This is a genomic window from Vibrio tubiashii ATCC 19109, assembly GCF_000772105.1.
Taxonomy (GTDB): Bacteria; Pseudomonadota; Gammaproteobacteria; order Enterobacterales; family Vibrionaceae; genus Vibrio; species Vibrio tubiashii.
The window spans coordinates 1,103,818-1,120,619 of the sequence record NZ_CP009355.1; the positions used below are offsets into that span (position 1 = coordinate 1,103,818).

Annotated in this window: 14 protein-coding genes; 5 read left to right on the forward strand and 9 right to left on the reverse strand. The window is 42.8% G+C overall.

Annotated elements, in window-relative coordinates; translation table 11 throughout:
- Positions 1–3: 3 nt before the first annotated feature.
- The 8 genes from IX91_RS20135 to IX91_RS20170 all read right to left on the reverse strand — a co-directional run bounded on the left by IX91_RS20135 (position 4) and on the right by IX91_RS20170 (position 7,989).
- Entirely contained in the window at positions 4–930 is a 927-nt protein-coding gene (locus IX91_RS20135; protein ID WP_236642919.1) for an FRG domain-containing protein, read from the reverse strand.
- Positions 923–2,185, reverse strand: coding sequence for a restriction endonuclease subunit S (locus tag IX91_RS20140; RefSeq protein WP_004743148.1), 1,263 nt, complete (start codon positions 2,183–2,185; stop codon positions 923–925). The genes IX91_RS20135 and IX91_RS20140 overlap by 8 nt, the downstream gene beginning before the upstream one ends.
- Positions 2,185–4,227: a type I restriction-modification system subunit M gene (locus IX91_RS20145; protein ID WP_004743147.1), complete on the reverse strand. Its 2,043-nt coding sequence runs from the start codon at positions 4,225–4,227 to the stop codon at positions 2,185–2,187. Before IX91_RS20145 ends, IX91_RS20140 begins: the two co-directional genes overlap by 1 nt.
- Positions 4,228–4,334: 107 nt before the next feature.
- On the reverse strand, positions 4,335–4,907 hold the full coding sequence (locus IX91_RS20150) for a recombinase family protein (protein ID WP_004743146.1): 573 nt from the start codon (positions 4,905–4,907) through the stop codon (positions 4,335–4,337).
- A gap of 167 nt (positions 4,908–5,074) precedes the next feature.
- Positions 5,075–6,175 carry a tyrosine-type recombinase/integrase gene (locus IX91_RS20155; RefSeq protein ID WP_004743145.1) on the reverse strand — a complete coding sequence of 367 codons (1,101 nt, stop codon included), beginning with the start codon at positions 6,173–6,175 and terminating at the stop codon, positions 5,075–5,077.
- Between the two features lie 13 nt (positions 6,176–6,188).
- Complete coding sequence (locus IX91_RS25970) at positions 6,189–6,656, reverse strand: helix-turn-helix domain-containing protein (RefSeq protein ID WP_004743144.1); 468 nt, start codon at positions 6,654–6,656, stop codon at positions 6,189–6,191.
- A 3-nt stretch (positions 6,657–6,659) separates the two neighbouring features.
- Positions 6,660–6,857 carry an AlpA family transcriptional regulator gene (locus IX91_RS20165; RefSeq protein ID WP_004743143.1) on the reverse strand — a complete coding sequence of 66 codons (198 nt, stop codon included), beginning with the start codon at positions 6,855–6,857 and terminating at the stop codon, positions 6,660–6,662.
- 100 nt (positions 6,858–6,957) lie between these two features.
- Positions 6,958–7,989, reverse strand: a complete 1,032-nt coding sequence (locus IX91_RS20170) for a hypothetical protein (RefSeq protein WP_004743142.1) — start codon at positions 7,987–7,989, stop codon at positions 6,958–6,960.
- Between the two features lie 348 nt (positions 7,990–8,337).
- Between IX91_RS20170 and ylqF the strand changes: the two genes are divergently transcribed.
- The 5 genes from ylqF to cqsA all read left to right on the forward strand — a co-directional run bounded on the left by ylqF (position 8,338) and on the right by cqsA (position 14,645).
- Positions 8,338–9,282, forward strand: coding sequence for a ribosome biogenesis GTPase YlqF (gene ylqF, locus IX91_RS20175; protein ID WP_004743141.1), 945 nt, complete (start codon positions 8,338–8,340; stop codon positions 9,280–9,282).
- Between the two features lie 82 nt (positions 9,283–9,364).
- Entirely contained in the window at positions 9,365–10,345 is a 981-nt protein-coding gene (locus tag IX91_RS20180; protein ID WP_004743140.1) for a CobW family GTP-binding protein, read from the forward strand.
- A 419-nt stretch (positions 10,346–10,764) separates the two neighbouring features.
- Entirely contained in the window at positions 10,765–12,165 is a 1,401-nt protein-coding gene (clcA, locus tag IX91_RS20185) for a H(+)/Cl(-) exchange transporter ClcA (RefSeq protein WP_004743139.1), read from the forward strand.
- Between the two features lie 117 nt (positions 12,166–12,282).
- Positions 12,283–13,254: a TDT family transporter gene (locus IX91_RS20190; RefSeq protein ID WP_004743138.1), complete on the forward strand. Its 972-nt coding sequence runs from the start codon at positions 12,283–12,285 to the stop codon at positions 13,252–13,254.
- 209 nt (positions 13,255–13,463) lie between these two features.
- Positions 13,464–14,645: an alpha-hydroxyketone-type quorum-sensing autoinducer synthase gene (gene cqsA / locus IX91_RS20195; RefSeq protein WP_004743137.1), complete on the forward strand. Its 1,182-nt coding sequence runs from the start codon at positions 13,464–13,466 to the stop codon at positions 14,643–14,645.
- A gap of 55 nt (positions 14,646–14,700) precedes the next feature.
- On the opposite strand, the gene IX91_RS20200 is transcribed toward cqsA, so the two are convergent.
- Positions 14,701–16,755: a hybrid sensor histidine kinase/response regulator gene (locus IX91_RS20200; protein ID WP_004743136.1), complete on the reverse strand. Its 2,055-nt coding sequence runs from the start codon at positions 16,753–16,755 to the stop codon at positions 14,701–14,703.
- Between the last annotated feature and the right edge of the window lie 47 nt (positions 16,756–16,802).

Genomic DNA, 16,802 nt, shown 5'->3' on the forward strand with positions numbered 1-16,802 from the left:
TGTTTAGTCCTTTAGGTAGTCAACCGTCTGAGCTTTAATGTGTTGAGCTACTTCATCAATCTCTGGGAATAAAGTTGCTTTTGAGATGCCCAGTCCATCAAGGCTTTGAATTATCTTGGCTTTCTCTTCGGCATTAATTTTCAGAACATACCCACGATCTTCTGTATGAGTGAAGTAGTTAGAGCTGACGTCCAAGTTTTTGTACAATCTATATATTTTCTGTGAAGGTGTTACCTTGTTGTCACCCATTCCAAATATCAAAAATGCTCCACTTTGACGAATGACTCGCGGGTTATCTAGTTTGGGTTTTACTGCCTGTATCGAAGATATGTGTTCAGGAACAATTACATCTTTGAAGTACGGCTTCTCAGCATAAATGGAATGTAATAGCTTACCGACCATCTTGCTCTCTTCACTAGTTCGCTGTTCTTTGCTTGCATTAGGGTAAACAAATTGCTCATCCATTTTTGCTAAGTTGCTAATAATAGATACAGTATCACTACCATGAAACTTGATATCTTCATCTTTAATTTCGTAAATAATGACTTCACCATCAGCACTATTCTGCCCTCGACCAGCGTGGGAGTTACTAGCAAAGTAGAGCGCCACAAGGGGGTTGCTCGTGATATCAAGCAATCTTGTCGGAAGCCCGTAATGCTGCATTTTAACTAGGTGATCTAAAGCTGATTGACAACTCAGAAAATCATTTGGGCAAGATGCCACCAACTGCTCGAACATAATGTGCTCTCTTTCAGAGAACAAAGCGCTGTTTTTATCTTTCGGATCGGTATTACGAAAGACAGAAGGAATCGGTTGATAGCTTTCCTTTGTTTGTCCACGAAAAAACAACGAATATCCCTTCCGTGGCTTAATTTTGGCAATTTCAGTTACAAACGTAGAAACAGCTCCTATTTTCCTAGATTCACCCATTACTTACCTCACCAGATGCTACCCAATCACGCACGTCAATCTTCCCTGTAACTGCCGCTGAGATAAGGGCTATTTTGCGTTCTTGCATTAGCGATATAGCTTTTTGGGCTTTTTCTACCAGAGAATCAATTTTATTAATGTGAGCACGAAGGTATGAAGCTATATACTCTTGCTCTTCAAGAGATGGGAGTGGTAAATCAATTGAGACAAAATTTTGATAGTTCATGTCTTGCCCATCACGAATGAAATTAGCAGTCGATTGAATTGCTTGAATATACCTAACAGATTTAAATAAATATTGAAAATAATCTTTATTAACAGTTTCACTAGGTTTTAGTACTACGTAAGAGGATCTAATTCCTCCTTCGTCCCAAGCACGCTCAAGACCACCCTGAAAACTTCTCATACTTATAACGAAGTCGCCAACGTGTACTTTTTTTCTCAGCTCCTGATTGCTATTTAACTGCACGACTTTTCTTCCAGCTAATTGCATAAATTTCTTTTGGGAAATAACACCGTAATCTTGGGTTGCTGATAACTGCATATCGCTGGTTGGTGCTCTGTTTTTTGACTCAGGAAATAACCTTTTTGATGGAGATATAGTCCAATGCTCAGGTACTTCACCCAACCATTCCACACCAGAATCTCTCATTGGTGCTTGCGGATTAAGCCCTTTGGTTACAGCATGAGAAATCACCGCTTGGCGTTTTTCTTTTAACAGCTCAATCAGCTTTTCTTGTTTGGTGATTAAGGTGTAGATCTTGGCTGTTTCGTGATCGAGGAAGTTGGCAATTTTTTGTTGCTCCATCAGATCATTCGGAAGTGATATGTATTTAGAAGTGACTATTTCAGTATTCAACAAAGGTTGAGCTGTTGTAATGGCATATTGGTTAAGATTTAGGCTTTCAAGCAAGTACGCCATAAAGCTCATATTATATTGCTTTCTAGAAATAACTTTAAATGCATGCTCACTAGCCCAAAAGTCTTCTTTTATAGTATGAACACAACCGCATTTAGCTCCAACACGACCTATAACAATTGTATTGGCTTTCGTGTTTGCCGAATCTGTAAATCCTCTGTACCCATTCCCTCCGACAACAGGAGTACCTGAATCTCTAACTCTAGTAGCCGGGAGCATGTCTCCTGATTGCACAGTAAGATAACGTTTAGCTTGGCAATAATTCCAATCCAAGGGGATAATTGTGTTTGCATCAACAGATTTATATTCAGGATATGCCTTATAACGACCAGTCATTAGGAATGCACCTCTTGAAGCAACTTCATAATATCAGCTGATACCGCATCCAAATCCGCATCTATCGCTTCTAACGCTCTTGGTGGCTCATACACATAGAAGTGGCGGTTAAATGGAATCTCATAGCCAACAATGCCCACTTCACCATCTTTTTCATCGGTCTTGCTTTCATCAATCCAAGCGTCTGGAACGTGTGGCAATACTTCACGAGCAAAGTAATCTTCAACGGCTTCTGTTAGCGGTACGTTCTCGTTATCACGCAGATCTGGGTTGGCTTCTACCTTGCCCTTGGTCTTACATACTTCCGCTGCATCATCGTGCTCGCCAAGGTGCTTCACGATAAGTTTTAGCTGTGCAGCACTTAGTTTTGCTGGTGCTAACTTAGCTTTTAGGGTGTTATTGAAGATGTCACGAGATAAAATCTTCTCTTCGTCAAAGGACGCTAGAGCATCAAGAATCGTTTGTTGTAGTGCTTCATCTAGCTTCGCCCATGCTTTATCGGCTTGTAGGGCTTCTAGGCGAGTTTCATCTTTTGGATAGATAGCCAGTTGCAGTGGACGTTCAACCGTGATTCTGCGGTAGCCAAACTCTTTGTAGTCAAATAGCTTACTAAAGCCGTTCTCAGCAAATTGACCGTAGGTTTTTACGATAGTCTCGATGCTCTCTTCGGTTAGCTCTTTACGCTTACTACCAAGTGACTTACGCATTGCTGAGTAGAATACGTGCTCGTCATTACCCTCAACTTCTGCGCCGCCGCTGCGACCTCGACCACCAGCTTTAGCACGCTCTTTTGATGCGTTAATTAGCTGAACCTTACCTTTACGGTGCTCTGGTTTATGGCTTGATAGAATCCATACATAGGTAGCGATACCCGTGTTGTAGAACATATCGGTAGGTAGAGCGACAATCGCTTCAAGTAAATCGTTCTCTAGGATGTAGCGACGAATCTCACTCTCACCACTACCTGCACCACCTGTAAACAGTGGCGAGCCGTTAAGGATGATACCAATACGAGAGCCCCCCTCATGCTGTGGACGCATTTTGCTAACAAGGTGCATCAAGAACAGCAGTGAGCCATCAGATACACGAGGTAGACCCGCACCAAAGCGTCCCTCAAAGCCTTTCTCTTTGTGTTCATCGTTGATGTGCTTTTGAATCTTCTTCCAATCCACACCGAATGGCGGGTTAGACAGCATGTAATCAAACTTCTCGGTGCGCAGTTGGTCGTTCGATAGGGTGTTACCTAGCTTGATGTTATCGACTTTCTGCCCTTTGATAAGCATATCCGCTTTACAGATAGCGTAAGACTCAGGGTTAAGCTCTTGACCAAATGCCGACAGTGATGCCTTTTCGTTTAGTTCGTGCACATACTCCATACCAGAAGATAGGAAGCCACCTGTACCTGCTGTTGGGTCATAGATAGAGCGCACTAAGCCTGATTGGGTTAGCACTTCATCATCATCGCTGAATACCAGTGATGTGGTCAGGCGAACGATGTCTCTTGGGGTAAAGTGTTCACCCGCTGTTTCGTTTGAGCTTTCTGCAAAGCGTCTGATTAACTCTTCAAACACTAAGCCCATGCCGTAGTTGCTGATGGTGTTTGGGTGTAGGTCTGTGGTTGCAAAGCGTTTAGCTACTTTGTAAAGCAGATCCGCTTCTTCAAGCTTATCGATGGTATTGAAAAAATCGAAGTGCTCGAAGATCTCACGAGCATTAGGGCTGAATGACTGAATGTAACTCTCTAGGTTGCTTGCGACACCTGTTTCTCCAAGGCGGTTTAAGTCCATCTTAGAGGTGTTGTAGAAGCTTAGCTTTGCCGTGTGTGTTAGGAGTTTTTCTTGCGCTTCTACTGGCATTGCTTTTACAGCTTCAAACTTAGCAATCACTTCTGGTTTGGTTTCTTCTAGTACACACTCTAGGCGTCTTAGTAGCGTGAACGGAAGGATGATACGACCGTATTGAGATTGTTTGAAGTCACCACGTAGGAGGTCAGCCACCGACCAAAGGAATGCGGCTGTTGAAGAGAAGTTATTGTTGGTCATTATAATCAGCACATTGAATATGAAAAATTGTGCTGATTATACAAAGAATTGACTATTTGGTCTGTAATGATGTTTCGTAAAACTGAGTTTTCTACTATCACTGAGACTTACAAAGACTTATTCCAATGCCTTTTTACTGTGGCGATACCAAGGTTTAACGCTGACGCAACTTTTGACTGTGACAAGCCTTCAGCTTTTTTGTCTAGCACCAATTGTGTTGTTTGGTGAGCGGCAGGGCGACCTAGCTTTTTCCCTTGCGCTTTGGCTCGCTCAATTCCTTCTTTGGTTCGCTCCCTGATACGATTTCTCTCAAACTCAGCAAAAGCAGAGAACATTTGTAGCATTAACTTCCCTTCAGCACTTGAAAGATCTGCTACAGGTAAGTCTAGACAGACCACCTTAATACCTTTATCCGTCAGTAGATTAATAGTGTTTTGAACGTCAATATTATCTCTACCTAAACGATCAAGCTTTAACACCACCAGCATGTCCCCTTCTTCCATTTGGTGACTGACCAGCATCTTAAATTTTTCACGCTTCATAGCTTCAACTGAACCTGAGACAGTTTCACTAATGACTCTCGAATCACTGACTTCGTACCCTTTCTGACGAATGGCTAATATTTGGTTCTCGGTTGTTTGTTCGGTTGTCGATACACGACAGTAAGAAAATATACGCATTGGTCGCTCTAAGCTATGTATTGGTATCAAATAAAGGGGCATCATATAGATTTAGCATCATAAAGGAAACACCCTATATTTATGATACCAAAATATAATTTGTCAGACTGGTATCAACATACGAATATTTGTTGATACCAGCCAGCTCGGTTTGTAAAAGTGACGCACTACTGTTTTGACATCATTTTTTGAAACGCCATAAATTGCTCAAACTGCTCCTTCATATCTGAAGGCGTATCTGTACTTGATTTGGATAGTTTCTTTAACAGTTCCGCTTGTCGATGGTCAGCGACGTCACCGTAGCTATAGAAAGTAGTTAAAACTCCTTCATGCCCCAGATTTTGACTCCACGCTTTAAACTCTTCAGGGTTGCTACATAGTTTTTCTCCCAACCTCACGAGTGTTTTGCGAAAACTATGGGGGTTGTAGTACGGCAGCCCAGCCAACTTAAATGCTTGCTTGAAGATTCGACGAATAGGTCCTGCTGTTGTCCAATGATCTTTGGTTAATCCCATAGTCTCAAACTTATGGCTTCGACTGTTCTTCACCTTAGTTTTAGGAAACAACGGGTCTTCTTCCCCAAATGATAATTCATGCTCCAGATAGCTAACCCATTCCGTAAAGATTTGTAGCGGCAGTTCTCCTACTGGGAAAAAGTAAGTCGTAAATGTTTTGCTGAACTTGGTTTTCACCTCTCTGGCATCCTGATACAAGCTTTGCTCAGCAAGACAAATATGCTTGAGCTTTAATGAAGCCACTGCACTATCCCGCGCTCCGGTCAACAATGTAAAAGCGACCAGCGCTCTATCTCTCATTTCAATGTGAGTCATACACGGCATAGCCTCTAGAACTAGAGTAACCTGTTCAACTGTTGGCACGGGCTTTTTCCGACGCGCGTTAGCAATGCGGGCGTCTTTTTCAGACAGATTAAAATACTCCGTGTCACTATAGGTTATTCGTGAGCGATAACCGTTTTGTAATGCTAACCACTGAAAAAACGTCTTCAGGTGGCGCAAGGCTGTATGCACCGTAGCCTTACTCAATGGTTTGTCCGTAAACACGCTCTTGTGCTCCATCAGGTACTTTTTAAAGCCAACTGCTTGCTGACGATGAAACTGCTTAAAATCTTTATATTTGGTGTACTCCTCAAATCGGTTTATTGCCTTAGTCACGCCATCAACTGACGCCTCACTTTGGCGTTTCGCTTCTTTCAGAAACTCGCAATAGCTACGGATTGCACGAACGTTATGTGCGTTGTTTTTCTTCATTGTCTTGAGTTCTCTAAGTTAGATACAATTCAGGAGAGGACATCCCCTCATACTTATGTGTTTTTGTGCTAACGGTACTTTCCACCAGCAACTCACTACGAACGGTCTCCAAACGCCTCCAACTAAAGAACTTATTAACCTTTGAACCGCATTCACTGCATATAGCAAATACCCGTCCTGTACCACTCGGCAATTGCATGAAATTCAACGAATCGGGAGTTGGTGTTCGTGGTACTCTGCACTTCAAACAAAAGAGCTCAGAACTCTTACATTGACGCTTATTTCCAACGCGATGCTTACGAATAAACAGCCTTAAGTCAGTCCCCAAAATTAGGAGCGGACGAACTTCGTTGTAGACAGGTAAACCACTCTTGATCCAGTTTCGGACTGTTCGCTTGTGAACTCCATACAACTCCGCTACCTCCTCCACCGTATAACTACGGTGGATCTTGGCTAATTTGGGATTCAATCGTTTTTTCACTCGTTAACACTCCGGACTCTTGCTATCCAAAATGCGCTGCAGCACCCACTGTTCTATCTCTTCTTCCACCCATCCAATAGCGCGCTCACCTAGCGATATAGACTGAGGAAACGTTCCTTTAGACATACGTAAATAAATGGTACTACGTGATAAGCCTGTCTTCTGGATAACTACTGGTAAACGAATGATCTTACTAGACATAAAAAAACCTTCTGGTTTGTTATAAGATGACCAGAAGGTTATTGAATTTACGTGTAGTGAAAGCCTAATTAGGAAAACCAAATTCCTAATTAGGTTTTTGCTAATTGCTCCTACTTTCCATTACATCTGTTACCTGTCTGATTACCTTTCGAATAGTTTCACCAGACATTGCGATACCTTTTTTATCCATCATGTATTGGATTGAAGTAGTAATTCCCCGCACAGACAACTCTATACCCGCCTCTTCTGACAACACTCCAATCAAGGTAAGGAGGGTGTTTCTCTCTCTTGAACCCAAAGGTTTATCTGTTTGGGTTGATTGCGGCATATCATCGTCTAAAGACTGAACAAAACGGGTGAGTTCATTTGTTCGAATGACGAACTGGTAACTAAAGTCGTCAAGAATAAGGTGTTCATCAGATCCGATTAGCTGTTCAGACAGTTTTATCTCTTCTGATTCTTCGAGGTCGTCATCAGATAGAGCCAAAGTAAGCTGTGAATACTCTTCCAACTCATCATCACTTAAATTATCCAATGCATACGGATTATCAAGAATGTTACTGTAGGTAAGTCCCTTAGATTCGAGCAGATCGGTCAGTCTTATTTGCAACGCAGAACTGTTGGCTTCATTTAGTTGGAGAGGCAAACTCGTTTTGAGCTTATAGATAACGTCTCCACGCTCGACTAAAAAACTTCTAGACCCTGATGGCTTGGGTAACGCTCCTCCAACTTCATTTTGATATAACCCATGAACTATCTGTCGCTCTACGCCAATCATTGTTAAGTCCCATACCCCATCGATAGCAATAATCTCGTCGTCAAAGACTAGCCACTTCCCTTCTTCAACCAAAAGCGCATCGCTCGCAGAAACAGAATACGCGACATCTAGTGATTCACCCGTCAGTAAATCAGTATCAGCCTTAAACTTGCCTGTCTCGTGCCCTTCCAGATTGACGTACCGACCACCAACTGCGAATGCTTTGTTTGCGAGTCGAATCGAAATAGTTATCTCATTCTCTAGTGCCAAATCATAGATATCTGAGACCTTTACAGGTTCTTCTAACGAATTTGACAGAGTTACGGCTGCCTCTTCAATTGTTAAGTATTTCTTTACCTTTAGTAATTTGCTCATTTAGTACTTTCGCCCTTTTCAGCCACCCGTAAGTAGAACGCAAAAGTAACGTAACAAACACTATAGGACTATGATTTTTAAGATTTTGGCGATTGTACGACTGTTCAGTAGCCAATATTGCTCAAATCAATATCAATCAAGCATCATAACTATGATTTTCATTGACGATTAATCTCCTATTAATTACACCGCATCCAATAAAGTGTTAAGATCATCTCAATTATGAATTTTGTGTTTAGTGGTCCCCACAACTGTGCTGACTCATAGTCTGTGTATAAAATAAATATTTTTGTACCCCATGTTGTACCCCACAAACCAATTTAAAAGATTTAAAACCAAGGTATTCAAATGGTTAACAATACAATTCAATGGTTTCCGGGCCATATGCACAAGGCTCAAAAAGAGATTGCTGAAGCGATCCCTCAAATCGATGTGATTATCGAGGTGCTTGACGCTCGTATCCCTTTTAGTAGCGAAAACCCTATGATTGCTGAGTTAAAGGGTGATAAGCCGGTTGTAAAAGTGCTTAATAAACGCGATCTTGCCGATCCTGAATTGACTCAACTTTGGATTGACCATTTTGAGAAAGAACACAACGTAAAGGCAATTGCGATTACCACCTCTCAGCCACAAGAAGTGCAGAAGATCATGGAGTTAGTTCGCAAGCTTGCGCCGCATCGTGAAGAGATTGGTAAAAACATTCGCACCATGATCATGGGTATCCCGAATGTGGGTAAATCGACCATTATCAACTCACTGGCTGGTCGTACTATTGCTGTCACTGGTAACCAACCAGCGGTAACGCGTCGTCAGCAACGCATTAACTTGCAAAATGGTATCGTGCTTTCTGACACACCGGGAATACTGTGGCCGAAAGTTGAAAACCCGCACAGTGGATTCCGCCTTGCTGCCACTGGCGCGGTAAAAGATACCGCGATGGAATATGATGAAGTCGCTTTCTATACAGTAGAGTACTTAGCGAAAGCTTACCCACAACGCTTGCAAGCACGTTATGAAATTGAAGAGCTTCCTGAAAGCGATATCGAGCTAATGGAAGAGATTGGTCGCAGACGAGGAGCACTGCGTTCAGGTGGTCGAGTAGACTTACATAAATGTTCGGAGATTCTACTCCACGAGTTACGTAACGGAACACTTGGACAAATCACGCTTGAGCTACCTGAGATGATCACTCAAGAGCTTATCGAAGTTGAACTAGAAGCAGCGCGAAAAGCAGAAGAGAAAGCGAAGAAGAAAGAAGAACGTCGCAAGCGGTATCTTAAAAACAAACGCTAATTTGACTAAGGGCAGTGATTATACTGCCCTTTTTTGTGACCTATTGTTATAGTGTAACAAAAAGAGCAAGAGAGTATTTTTGATGAGCATTCCAACTAATATCATCACTGGTTTCCTAGGCACGGGTAAAACAACCGCTATCCTTAATCTTCTTAAAGAAAAACCTGAAGGCGAACGCTGGGCAGTGCTCGTTAATGAGTTTGGCGAAATTGGCATCGATGGTGCTATGTTGACCGATCAAGGTGCTCTAATTAAAGAAGTACCTGGCGGCTGCATGTGCTGCGCGGCGGGTGTTCCTATGTCGGTCGCGATTACTGCGCTTTTAAGAACAAAACCAGACAGATTGATTGCTGAACCTACAGGCTTAGGGCACGCACATAAAGTATTAGCAACGCTAACCTCTAGCCAGTTCTCAGAATATATCGATTTAAGAGCGACGATTGGTCTGGTCGACCCTAGAAATCTAACCAATGAGAAGTACCTGCAAAATCAAAACTTCACTGATCAATTAGCGATTTCTGACATCGTCATCGGTAACAAAGTCGATCAGTGTCACGTCAGCGATATTGATGCATTCAATGATTGGGTAACCGATCAAACGCCACCAAAAGTGTTCAGCCAGTTAGTAAAACAGGGCAACTTTCCTATCGAGCTATTAGATTCCCCGCGTCGCGATCATTCGGTCTCAACCGAAGTCGCTGCACATCACCACGAACACGCAGAGTTAGAGCCTCAGTTCGCTTTAGCACCCGATCAAACCTATGTGCGTAAAGAGAACAAAGGCCAAGGTTACTTTAGCTGTGGATGGATTTTTGGTGCAGAAGTGGTTTTCAATTTTGACGAGCTGTTTTCCGTTCTCTCTGATCTCACCGCTGAACGGGTTAAAGGGGTGTTAAACACCACAAATGGTTGTTTTGCTTTCAATGTTAGCAATGGCGTTGTGTCGGTCAACGAGATGTCTCTAGAAGGGTTTGAGAGCCGTTTAGAAGTGATCGACAACCAACTACTGCCTTGGGACCAACTGGAAGGTGTTTTAAAACAAATCTCCAATCTCGAAGAATAACTCACCCTCCAAACGACAAGAGGCGCACCATTAAGTGCGCCCTATCCCTCGTTACTCAATCGTGAGTTTGCGAATCAGGAGGTCATTATGTTGCGACCTGATAAAAAACGAGGCTTTCAATTTTACGGTTGAATCCATCCAAATTGTAGGTAAGGCGACATTTCCTCCATGCGGGTCGATTCAAATTGCCTTACCTCTTAACTATGGTTCAAATCAGTGATTATGCAAGGTCATGACCCCATAGCTTATGCTGATATTGTGATTTTCATCCAGTAATTATCCTCGCAGAATATCAACCTGTCCTTTCATCTCATATTTGAAAATCAATATTCCATTCTTATTGCTATAGTTAGCATTTCTCAGCGGTATAATTCTTACTACACCTATCGATATGCCGACTCAACGGGAGCCCCACTTTCATGACCAAGAGAGAAAAATTTAAGCAATCCTTACTCGCCAAAGTACCCAAGGATGCGGTAAATCAATTTCTCTCAAAGGATAAAACGCCTATTTCTGTCTTGGCGCTTTCTTTGGTGGTTGGCATTCTTGCCGGGCTAATCGGCACCTATTTTGAAATTGCGGTTCACTTTGTTTCCGAAACTCGTACGGATTGGTTAAAAAACGAAATAGGCGGAGTTTTACCTCTTTGGTTAGCGGCTTTTCTTATCAGTGCAGCTCTTGCCTTCATTGGCTATTACCTAGTTCATCGCTTTGCGCCCGAAGCCGCAGGCTCTGGTATACCAGAGATAGAAGGTGCGATGGATGGAATCCGCCCAGTTCGTTGGTGGCGCGTCATACCAGTTAAATTCTTTGGTGGTATGGGCGCACTTGGCTCGGGTATGGTTTTAGGTCGCGAAGGACCGACAGTACAAATGGGTGGCGCTATTGGGCGCATGGTCACTGATATCTTTAAAGTCAAAGATGACGATACTCGCCATTCATTGCTTGCATCAGGTGCTGCAGGCGGTTTAGCGGCAGCATTCAATGCCCCACTCGCTGGTATCATGTTTGTTGTCGAAGAGATGCGTCCTCAATTTCGATACTCTTTGATCTCTATTCGAGCAGTGATCATTTCGGCTATATCCGCCAACATTGTCTTTCGCTATATTAACGGTCAACACGCGGTGATCACCATGCCGCAGTATGAGGCGCCTGAGCTTCCTACTCTGTGGCTGTTTCTTCTTTTAGGTGCCCTGTTTGGGATATTCGGTGTCGTCTTCAACCAGCTCGTCACTTTATCTCAAGATCTATTTGTGAAACTTCATCGTAATGACAGAAAACGTTACTTGATCACTGGATCTTTAATCGGGGGTTGCTTTGGAATCATGTTGCTCTATTTCCCTTCAGTTACCGGTGGCGGGATTGGTCTCATCCCAACGATTACCAACGGCGGCTATAGCGCGCAAATACTTCTCCTGCTATTTGTCGCTCGTATTGCTACCACACTTATCTGTTTTGGTTCTGGCGCTCCCGGTGGCATCTTCGCTCCTATGTTGGCTTTAGGCACCTTATTCGGTTATGCGTTTGGCTTGATTGCACAGGGCCTTTTACCGGATCTCAATATTACTCCGGGAATGTTTGCTATTGCTGGAATGGGGGCTTTGTTTGCGGCTACTGTTCGCGCTCCGATAACCGGAATCTTGTTAGTTATAGAGATGACCAATAACTACTACCTGATACTTCCTCTCATCATTACCAGTTTAGGCGCGGTGATTTTTGCACAACTGCTTGGTGGACAGCCAATCTATAGCCAACTGCTTCATCGAACCCTAAAAAATGAGAAGTTGAGACAGAAAGATCTCCCATCAGATACCGAATGAGATTTGCGTCGCAACCGTTTGGCTTGCTATGATCGCGACAATTAACCCCGCATCATTAAAAGATATCGGCAATTTCCTAAATCTAGGATTGCCGAAAGCCGTATAAGGAAAACGTCGTTGAACTGGAGACGCTTTACTCAATTTCAGAGTGTCCCGCCTTCACAGGCCTCATTAGCATTAGGTGTTATCGGACTCGGTCACGCATGGGCACTGTATGTCCCAGAAGTCGGAGAAGTGATTCGACCTTACCTAGCTGGCTTTGGCGCAATTCTGCTGTTTCCCGTGCTAGTTAAGTATCTTAGTAGCTACAGCACCTTTATGAACGACATCCGCCATCCACTTAGCGGTAGCCTAATGGCGCCGATGAGTATGGCACTGCTAATCCTATGCGACTATTTAGCCGTAATTTCACCGATTATTGCCTACCCTTTATGGTTTGCCGCATTGCTCTTACACCTGACCATGATGCTCTTATTCTTCACATTTCAGTTGAAGAACTTCAAGATGAGCAACATTGTACCAAGTTGGTTTCTCTATCCAGTTGGCGTCATTAGCAGTTCTCTCGCAGGTACTCAATTTGGTCACACGGTATTCTCTGAAACCTTGGTAAGCATTTGCATCACCATCTATTTCTTTATGCTACCTTTGGTACTTTATAGATTGGTATTTGAGGGAATGTTGCCTAAAAGAGCCAAGCCCACACTCGCAATCATGGCTGCCCCCATAAACCTCACGTTAGCAACCTATTTGGTCAACTTTGAACAGCCAGATCCTATCTTAACTGGCGCTCTAGCGGGTATTGCCATCACCATGACACTGCTTATATACCTTTGCTATATAAGATTGATGAGGCTGCAATTTCAACCTTCGATCGCTGCAGTGACCTTCCCTTCGGTAATTAGCGCTATTGCAATGCACCGCCTCACGTCATTTTTTGCCGAAAATCATCCGCACTGGCATTGGTTACATAACTTTGGACTGATTGAGTTGTCGGTAGCAACAGGTTTAGTCGCTTGGGTTGCTGCAGGATATTTAAAAATGTATTGGCCAGAAGTTTTCACTTCGGAGATAAAAGCGAATTCACAATAATTAAAGTGTGAGAGACAGGTAATTAACGGATTATTTATTAAGACAATTCCCCGTCAGGGTAATTATTCTTAGTCAATATACCATTGATTATAATTTTATCTGTTAGTATACGCAAGAAAATCACATTTTATATTAGATTTATTATTCAACCATATTTATACATAGTTAGTCAGCTGGCGCTTACGACTAATAACTTAAGGCTATGTATTATGAATATGTTAACGACGCGATCTCGCCTGCCCGAGTTTATCGACAGACGAATCAACTACTATGTTTCTGACCTAATAAATAAAAAAGATAATGGTAGAAACCTAGTTTTAGGTAAGAAGCCGCACCCAGGTGATATCATTTTGCAAAGTAATGATTACCTTGCACTGACCCATCACCCTAGAATTATAGACGCTCAAGTTAATTCATTGCTCTCCAAGAAAGATACGGCATTTATGTCTAATGTGTTTTTACACAGTGATGGACTAGATAAAACCGTTGAGCACAATCTTGCAGATTACACTGGGTTTCAAACTTGTACCATTGCCCCATCGGGTTGGATTGCCAACATCGGCCTACTTCAAACCATCTGTGATTCAGAAACCAATGTGTACATTGACTTCTTTGCGCATATGTCCCTTTGGGAAGGAGCTCGCATCGCAGGTGCCAATATCCACCCCTTTATGCACAATAATGCCAAGCACCTTAGGCGTTTAGTCAAACGCAATGGTCCTGGTGTAGTCTTGATCGACTCCATATACAGTACGATTGGCACCATTGCACCACTTCAGGAGATGGTCTCTCTAGCCAAAGAGCTAGATTGTGCGATTGTCGTCGATGAGTCTCACTCGGTAGGTGTTTACGGCCCTAAAGGCGCCGGATTACTTCAAGAGCTCGGCCTCACTGATCAAGTCGACTTCATGACAGCCAGCCTAGCAAAAACATTTGCTTATCGCGCTGGTGCAGTTTGGTGTAATAACTTAACAGGTAAAGTAGTGCCATACGTCTCCTTTCCTTCTATCTTTAGCTCGGCAATGATGTCGTTCGAACTAGATAGAATCGATGCCACATTAAGTGTCATTAAGGAAAGTGATCAATCCCGCAAGCGTCTTATGGAGTGTTCAGAGCAAGTCCGTGAAGGTCTTGCGAATATTGGCTATAACATTCGTAGCGAATCTCAAATTATTAGCCTAGAAACCGCTGAAAAAACCAATACACGTAAGGTAAGAGATTTTTTTGAAGACCATGGCGTATTCGGTTCTGTTTTCTGTACACCTGCTACACCAGATAATAAAAACATCTTACGTTTATCTTTAAATAGTGCTTTATCTAGTACTGATATTGATAAGATTTTATCGGTCGCGAAGAAAGCCCACAAAAATAAGGAACTTTATTTCGTATAAGAATTAAAACGCCTCTTTTAAATAGAGGCGTTATTATTTAAGCATGCCGTTTTGATTAGATGTAATCCGCTACTTTATCAAGTAATTTAACTTTATCGACTGGCTTAATTAAGTATCCATTCATACCCGCTTGGTCAATTTTAGTGAGGGTTTCTTTTCGATTATCACCGGTGTGTCCAAGAATCGGCACGTTAGCGTAGACTTCTTCTGACTCTCGAATAAGAGTCGTAGTTTCTAAGCCATCCAACATTGGCATTTCGAGGTCCATCAGAATCAAATCAACCTGTTCGCTGCTCAGAACACTCAACACTTCATTGCCATCTCCGGCCTGAGAAACTTGGTAACCCTGCTTGTTGAGCAAGATAGTGGTTAACTGCCTCATTGATTCATTGTCATCGGCAATCAAGATGCGCTTACCAACCACGGCTGGTACTTTTTTCGGAATGAGGTTTCGGTTAGGCTCAACGTTACCAAACATAAGCGCATCAACCGACTGAGTGACATCAAGCAGAAATTGCGCTTTATCTTTTGGATAGAAAGTAAGGAATCGGCTGAATCGATTGTGATACTGGCGATCCTGAGCAAAGAGCATCACGATTTTTGCTTCAGTAAAGTGGAGCTTAGACTCAAGCATTAAATACTCTTGCTCACTGCATGTCTCTAGATCGAGTAGTATCAAATCATATTCAAATTCGAACTCTTCCTTCCCCCTAGCCTGCTCAATATCGACCACATCACACAGCGCTCCTGTGTAGAAAGTAAACTCGTTCAATTTACGCTTGACCGCTACATCATCACCAACGTAAAGCATTGATTTAGTTCTTAGAATATCTTGTTTTATTGAGGACACTTTTTGAGACTCATAGCGAGGAAATTTAAGGGTAAAACGCGTCCACTCTCCGAGTACCGACTCACATTTTATTCTGCCGCCAAATGCGTGCATGACGCGTTTACAAAAAGGCAATCCAAGCCCATAGCTTGACGATTTTCCTGATGTATAAAAATCTTTAAAGACAAACTCTAACTTATCTTTCTCTATCCCGATTCCGTTGTCTTCGAAGTAGAGATAGTTAAACTCATGATCACTCCTAATCGTGATCGCAATCTTAAACTCTTCACCATTCTGGTAATAGAGTGAGTTCTTTAGCAAATTGTACAGCGCGTACTTCAATAACGTATCGCTACCAAAGTAGTCAAAATCACTTTCGACATGTAAATTCACCACTTCTTTGGCGTGATCGCTGGGGTAAGAGAAACTTGCCAGCGACTCTCTGGCGATCTTCTCGACAGAATAAGACCGAAATGTTGAGTGTGATACTCGGCTTTGGTCAATGGAGGTAAGCAATAAATCTATCGCTTCGTTACCATTGCGTATGACTTCATCCGCTCCTGACAGCACTTCTTTCATGCGCTCGATATCCAGCTTGTCGATCTCTGCTTTGTCTCCTTTAATCGTCTTGATAGATGGTAAAGACGAGTCAAGTACATCTACGGAGGCTTTAAGTGCGCTTAACGGATTGCGCATTTCATGAGCGATACCGGCGCCAAATGACTTGGCAATTGAGACTTTCGACTCATGCTCCACTTGGTTACGGAAGTAGAACAAGTTACCGAACACATAGGTAAACAAGAAAATTGGGATGTAAGGCCAAATCACGACCACTTCTGTCTCAACTTTGGCAGGCGCGTGTTCTAATCCATAGCTAAACAAGTAGGCCGCTACGATGGCAACCATTGCCTGCAGCAACATGACACGAGTCTCATGGACTAATAACACATGCAAGAAGATCGAAGACATGAAGGACATTGCCCAAACTGTCGACCATTCATTCATAAACATCATAAACGAGAAAAAGAACGGTAAGCAGATGGTGATAGTGGCAATGTAATAGTATGGCAGGTAACGCTTAAGCGGCGGCGGCGCGTACTTTCTGAGCGCTAATCCAAGCAGGAGCAAAGCACAAAAAAGCCTTAGTGGACCATTCTCGTAGGATTGAGGATATACATAAGACCAAATGTAGAAGTATGCAGGAAAGCCGAAGAAGCCCATCCACCCGACTAGCTCAAGGTTGGGATCTGCGTATTGATAAATCTTCTTTACTACATTCATGCATTACAACCGCTACGCGCAACTTCCTTATCGCCTAGAGTACTATT

Excerpts from the sequence above, each read along its gene's own strand:
- IX91_RS20180 (WP_004743140.1), top strand. The coding sequence starts at position 9,365 with ATGAGCATTCCAACTAATATCATCACTGGTTTCCTAGGCACGGGTAAA.
- clcA (WP_004743139.1), top strand. The coding sequence starts at position 10,765 with ATGACCAAGAGAGAAAAATTTAAGCAATCCTTACTCGCCAAAGTACCC.
- IX91_RS20140 (WP_004743148.1), bottom strand. The coding sequence starts at position 2,185 with ATGACTGGTCGTTATAAGGCATATCCTGAATATAAATCTGTTGATGCA.
- ylqF (WP_004743141.1), top strand. The coding sequence starts at position 8,338 with ATGGTTAACAATACAATTCAATGGTTTCCGGGCCATATGCACAAGGCT.
- IX91_RS20145 (WP_004743147.1), bottom strand. The coding sequence starts at position 4,227 with ATGACCAACAATAACTTCTCTTCAACAGCCGCATTCCTTTGGTCGGTG.
- IX91_RS20200 (WP_004743136.1), bottom strand. The coding sequence starts at position 16,755 with ATGAATGTAGTAAAGAAGATTTATCAATACGCAGATCCCAACCTTGAG.
- cqsA (WP_004743137.1), top strand. The coding sequence starts at position 13,464 with ATGAATATGTTAACGACGCGATCTCGCCTGCCCGAGTTTATCGACAGA.
- IX91_RS20155 (WP_004743145.1), bottom strand. The coding sequence starts at position 6,175 with ATGAAGAAAAACAACGCACATAACGTTCGTGCAATCCGTAGCTATTGC.
- IX91_RS20135 (WP_236642919.1), bottom strand. The coding sequence starts at position 930 with ATGGGTGAATCTAGGAAAATAGGAGCTGTTTCTACGTTTGTAACTGAA.
- IX91_RS20170 (WP_004743142.1), bottom strand. The coding sequence starts at position 7,989 with ATGAGCAAATTACTAAAGGTAAAGAAATACTTAACAATTGAAGAGGCA.
- IX91_RS20165 (WP_004743143.1), bottom strand. The coding sequence starts at position 6,857 with ATGTCTAGTAAGATCATTCGTTTACCAGTAGTTATCCAGAAGACAGGC.
- IX91_RS20150 (WP_004743146.1), bottom strand. The coding sequence starts at position 4,907 with ATGCGTATATTTTCTTACTGTCGTGTATCGACAACCGAACAAACAACC.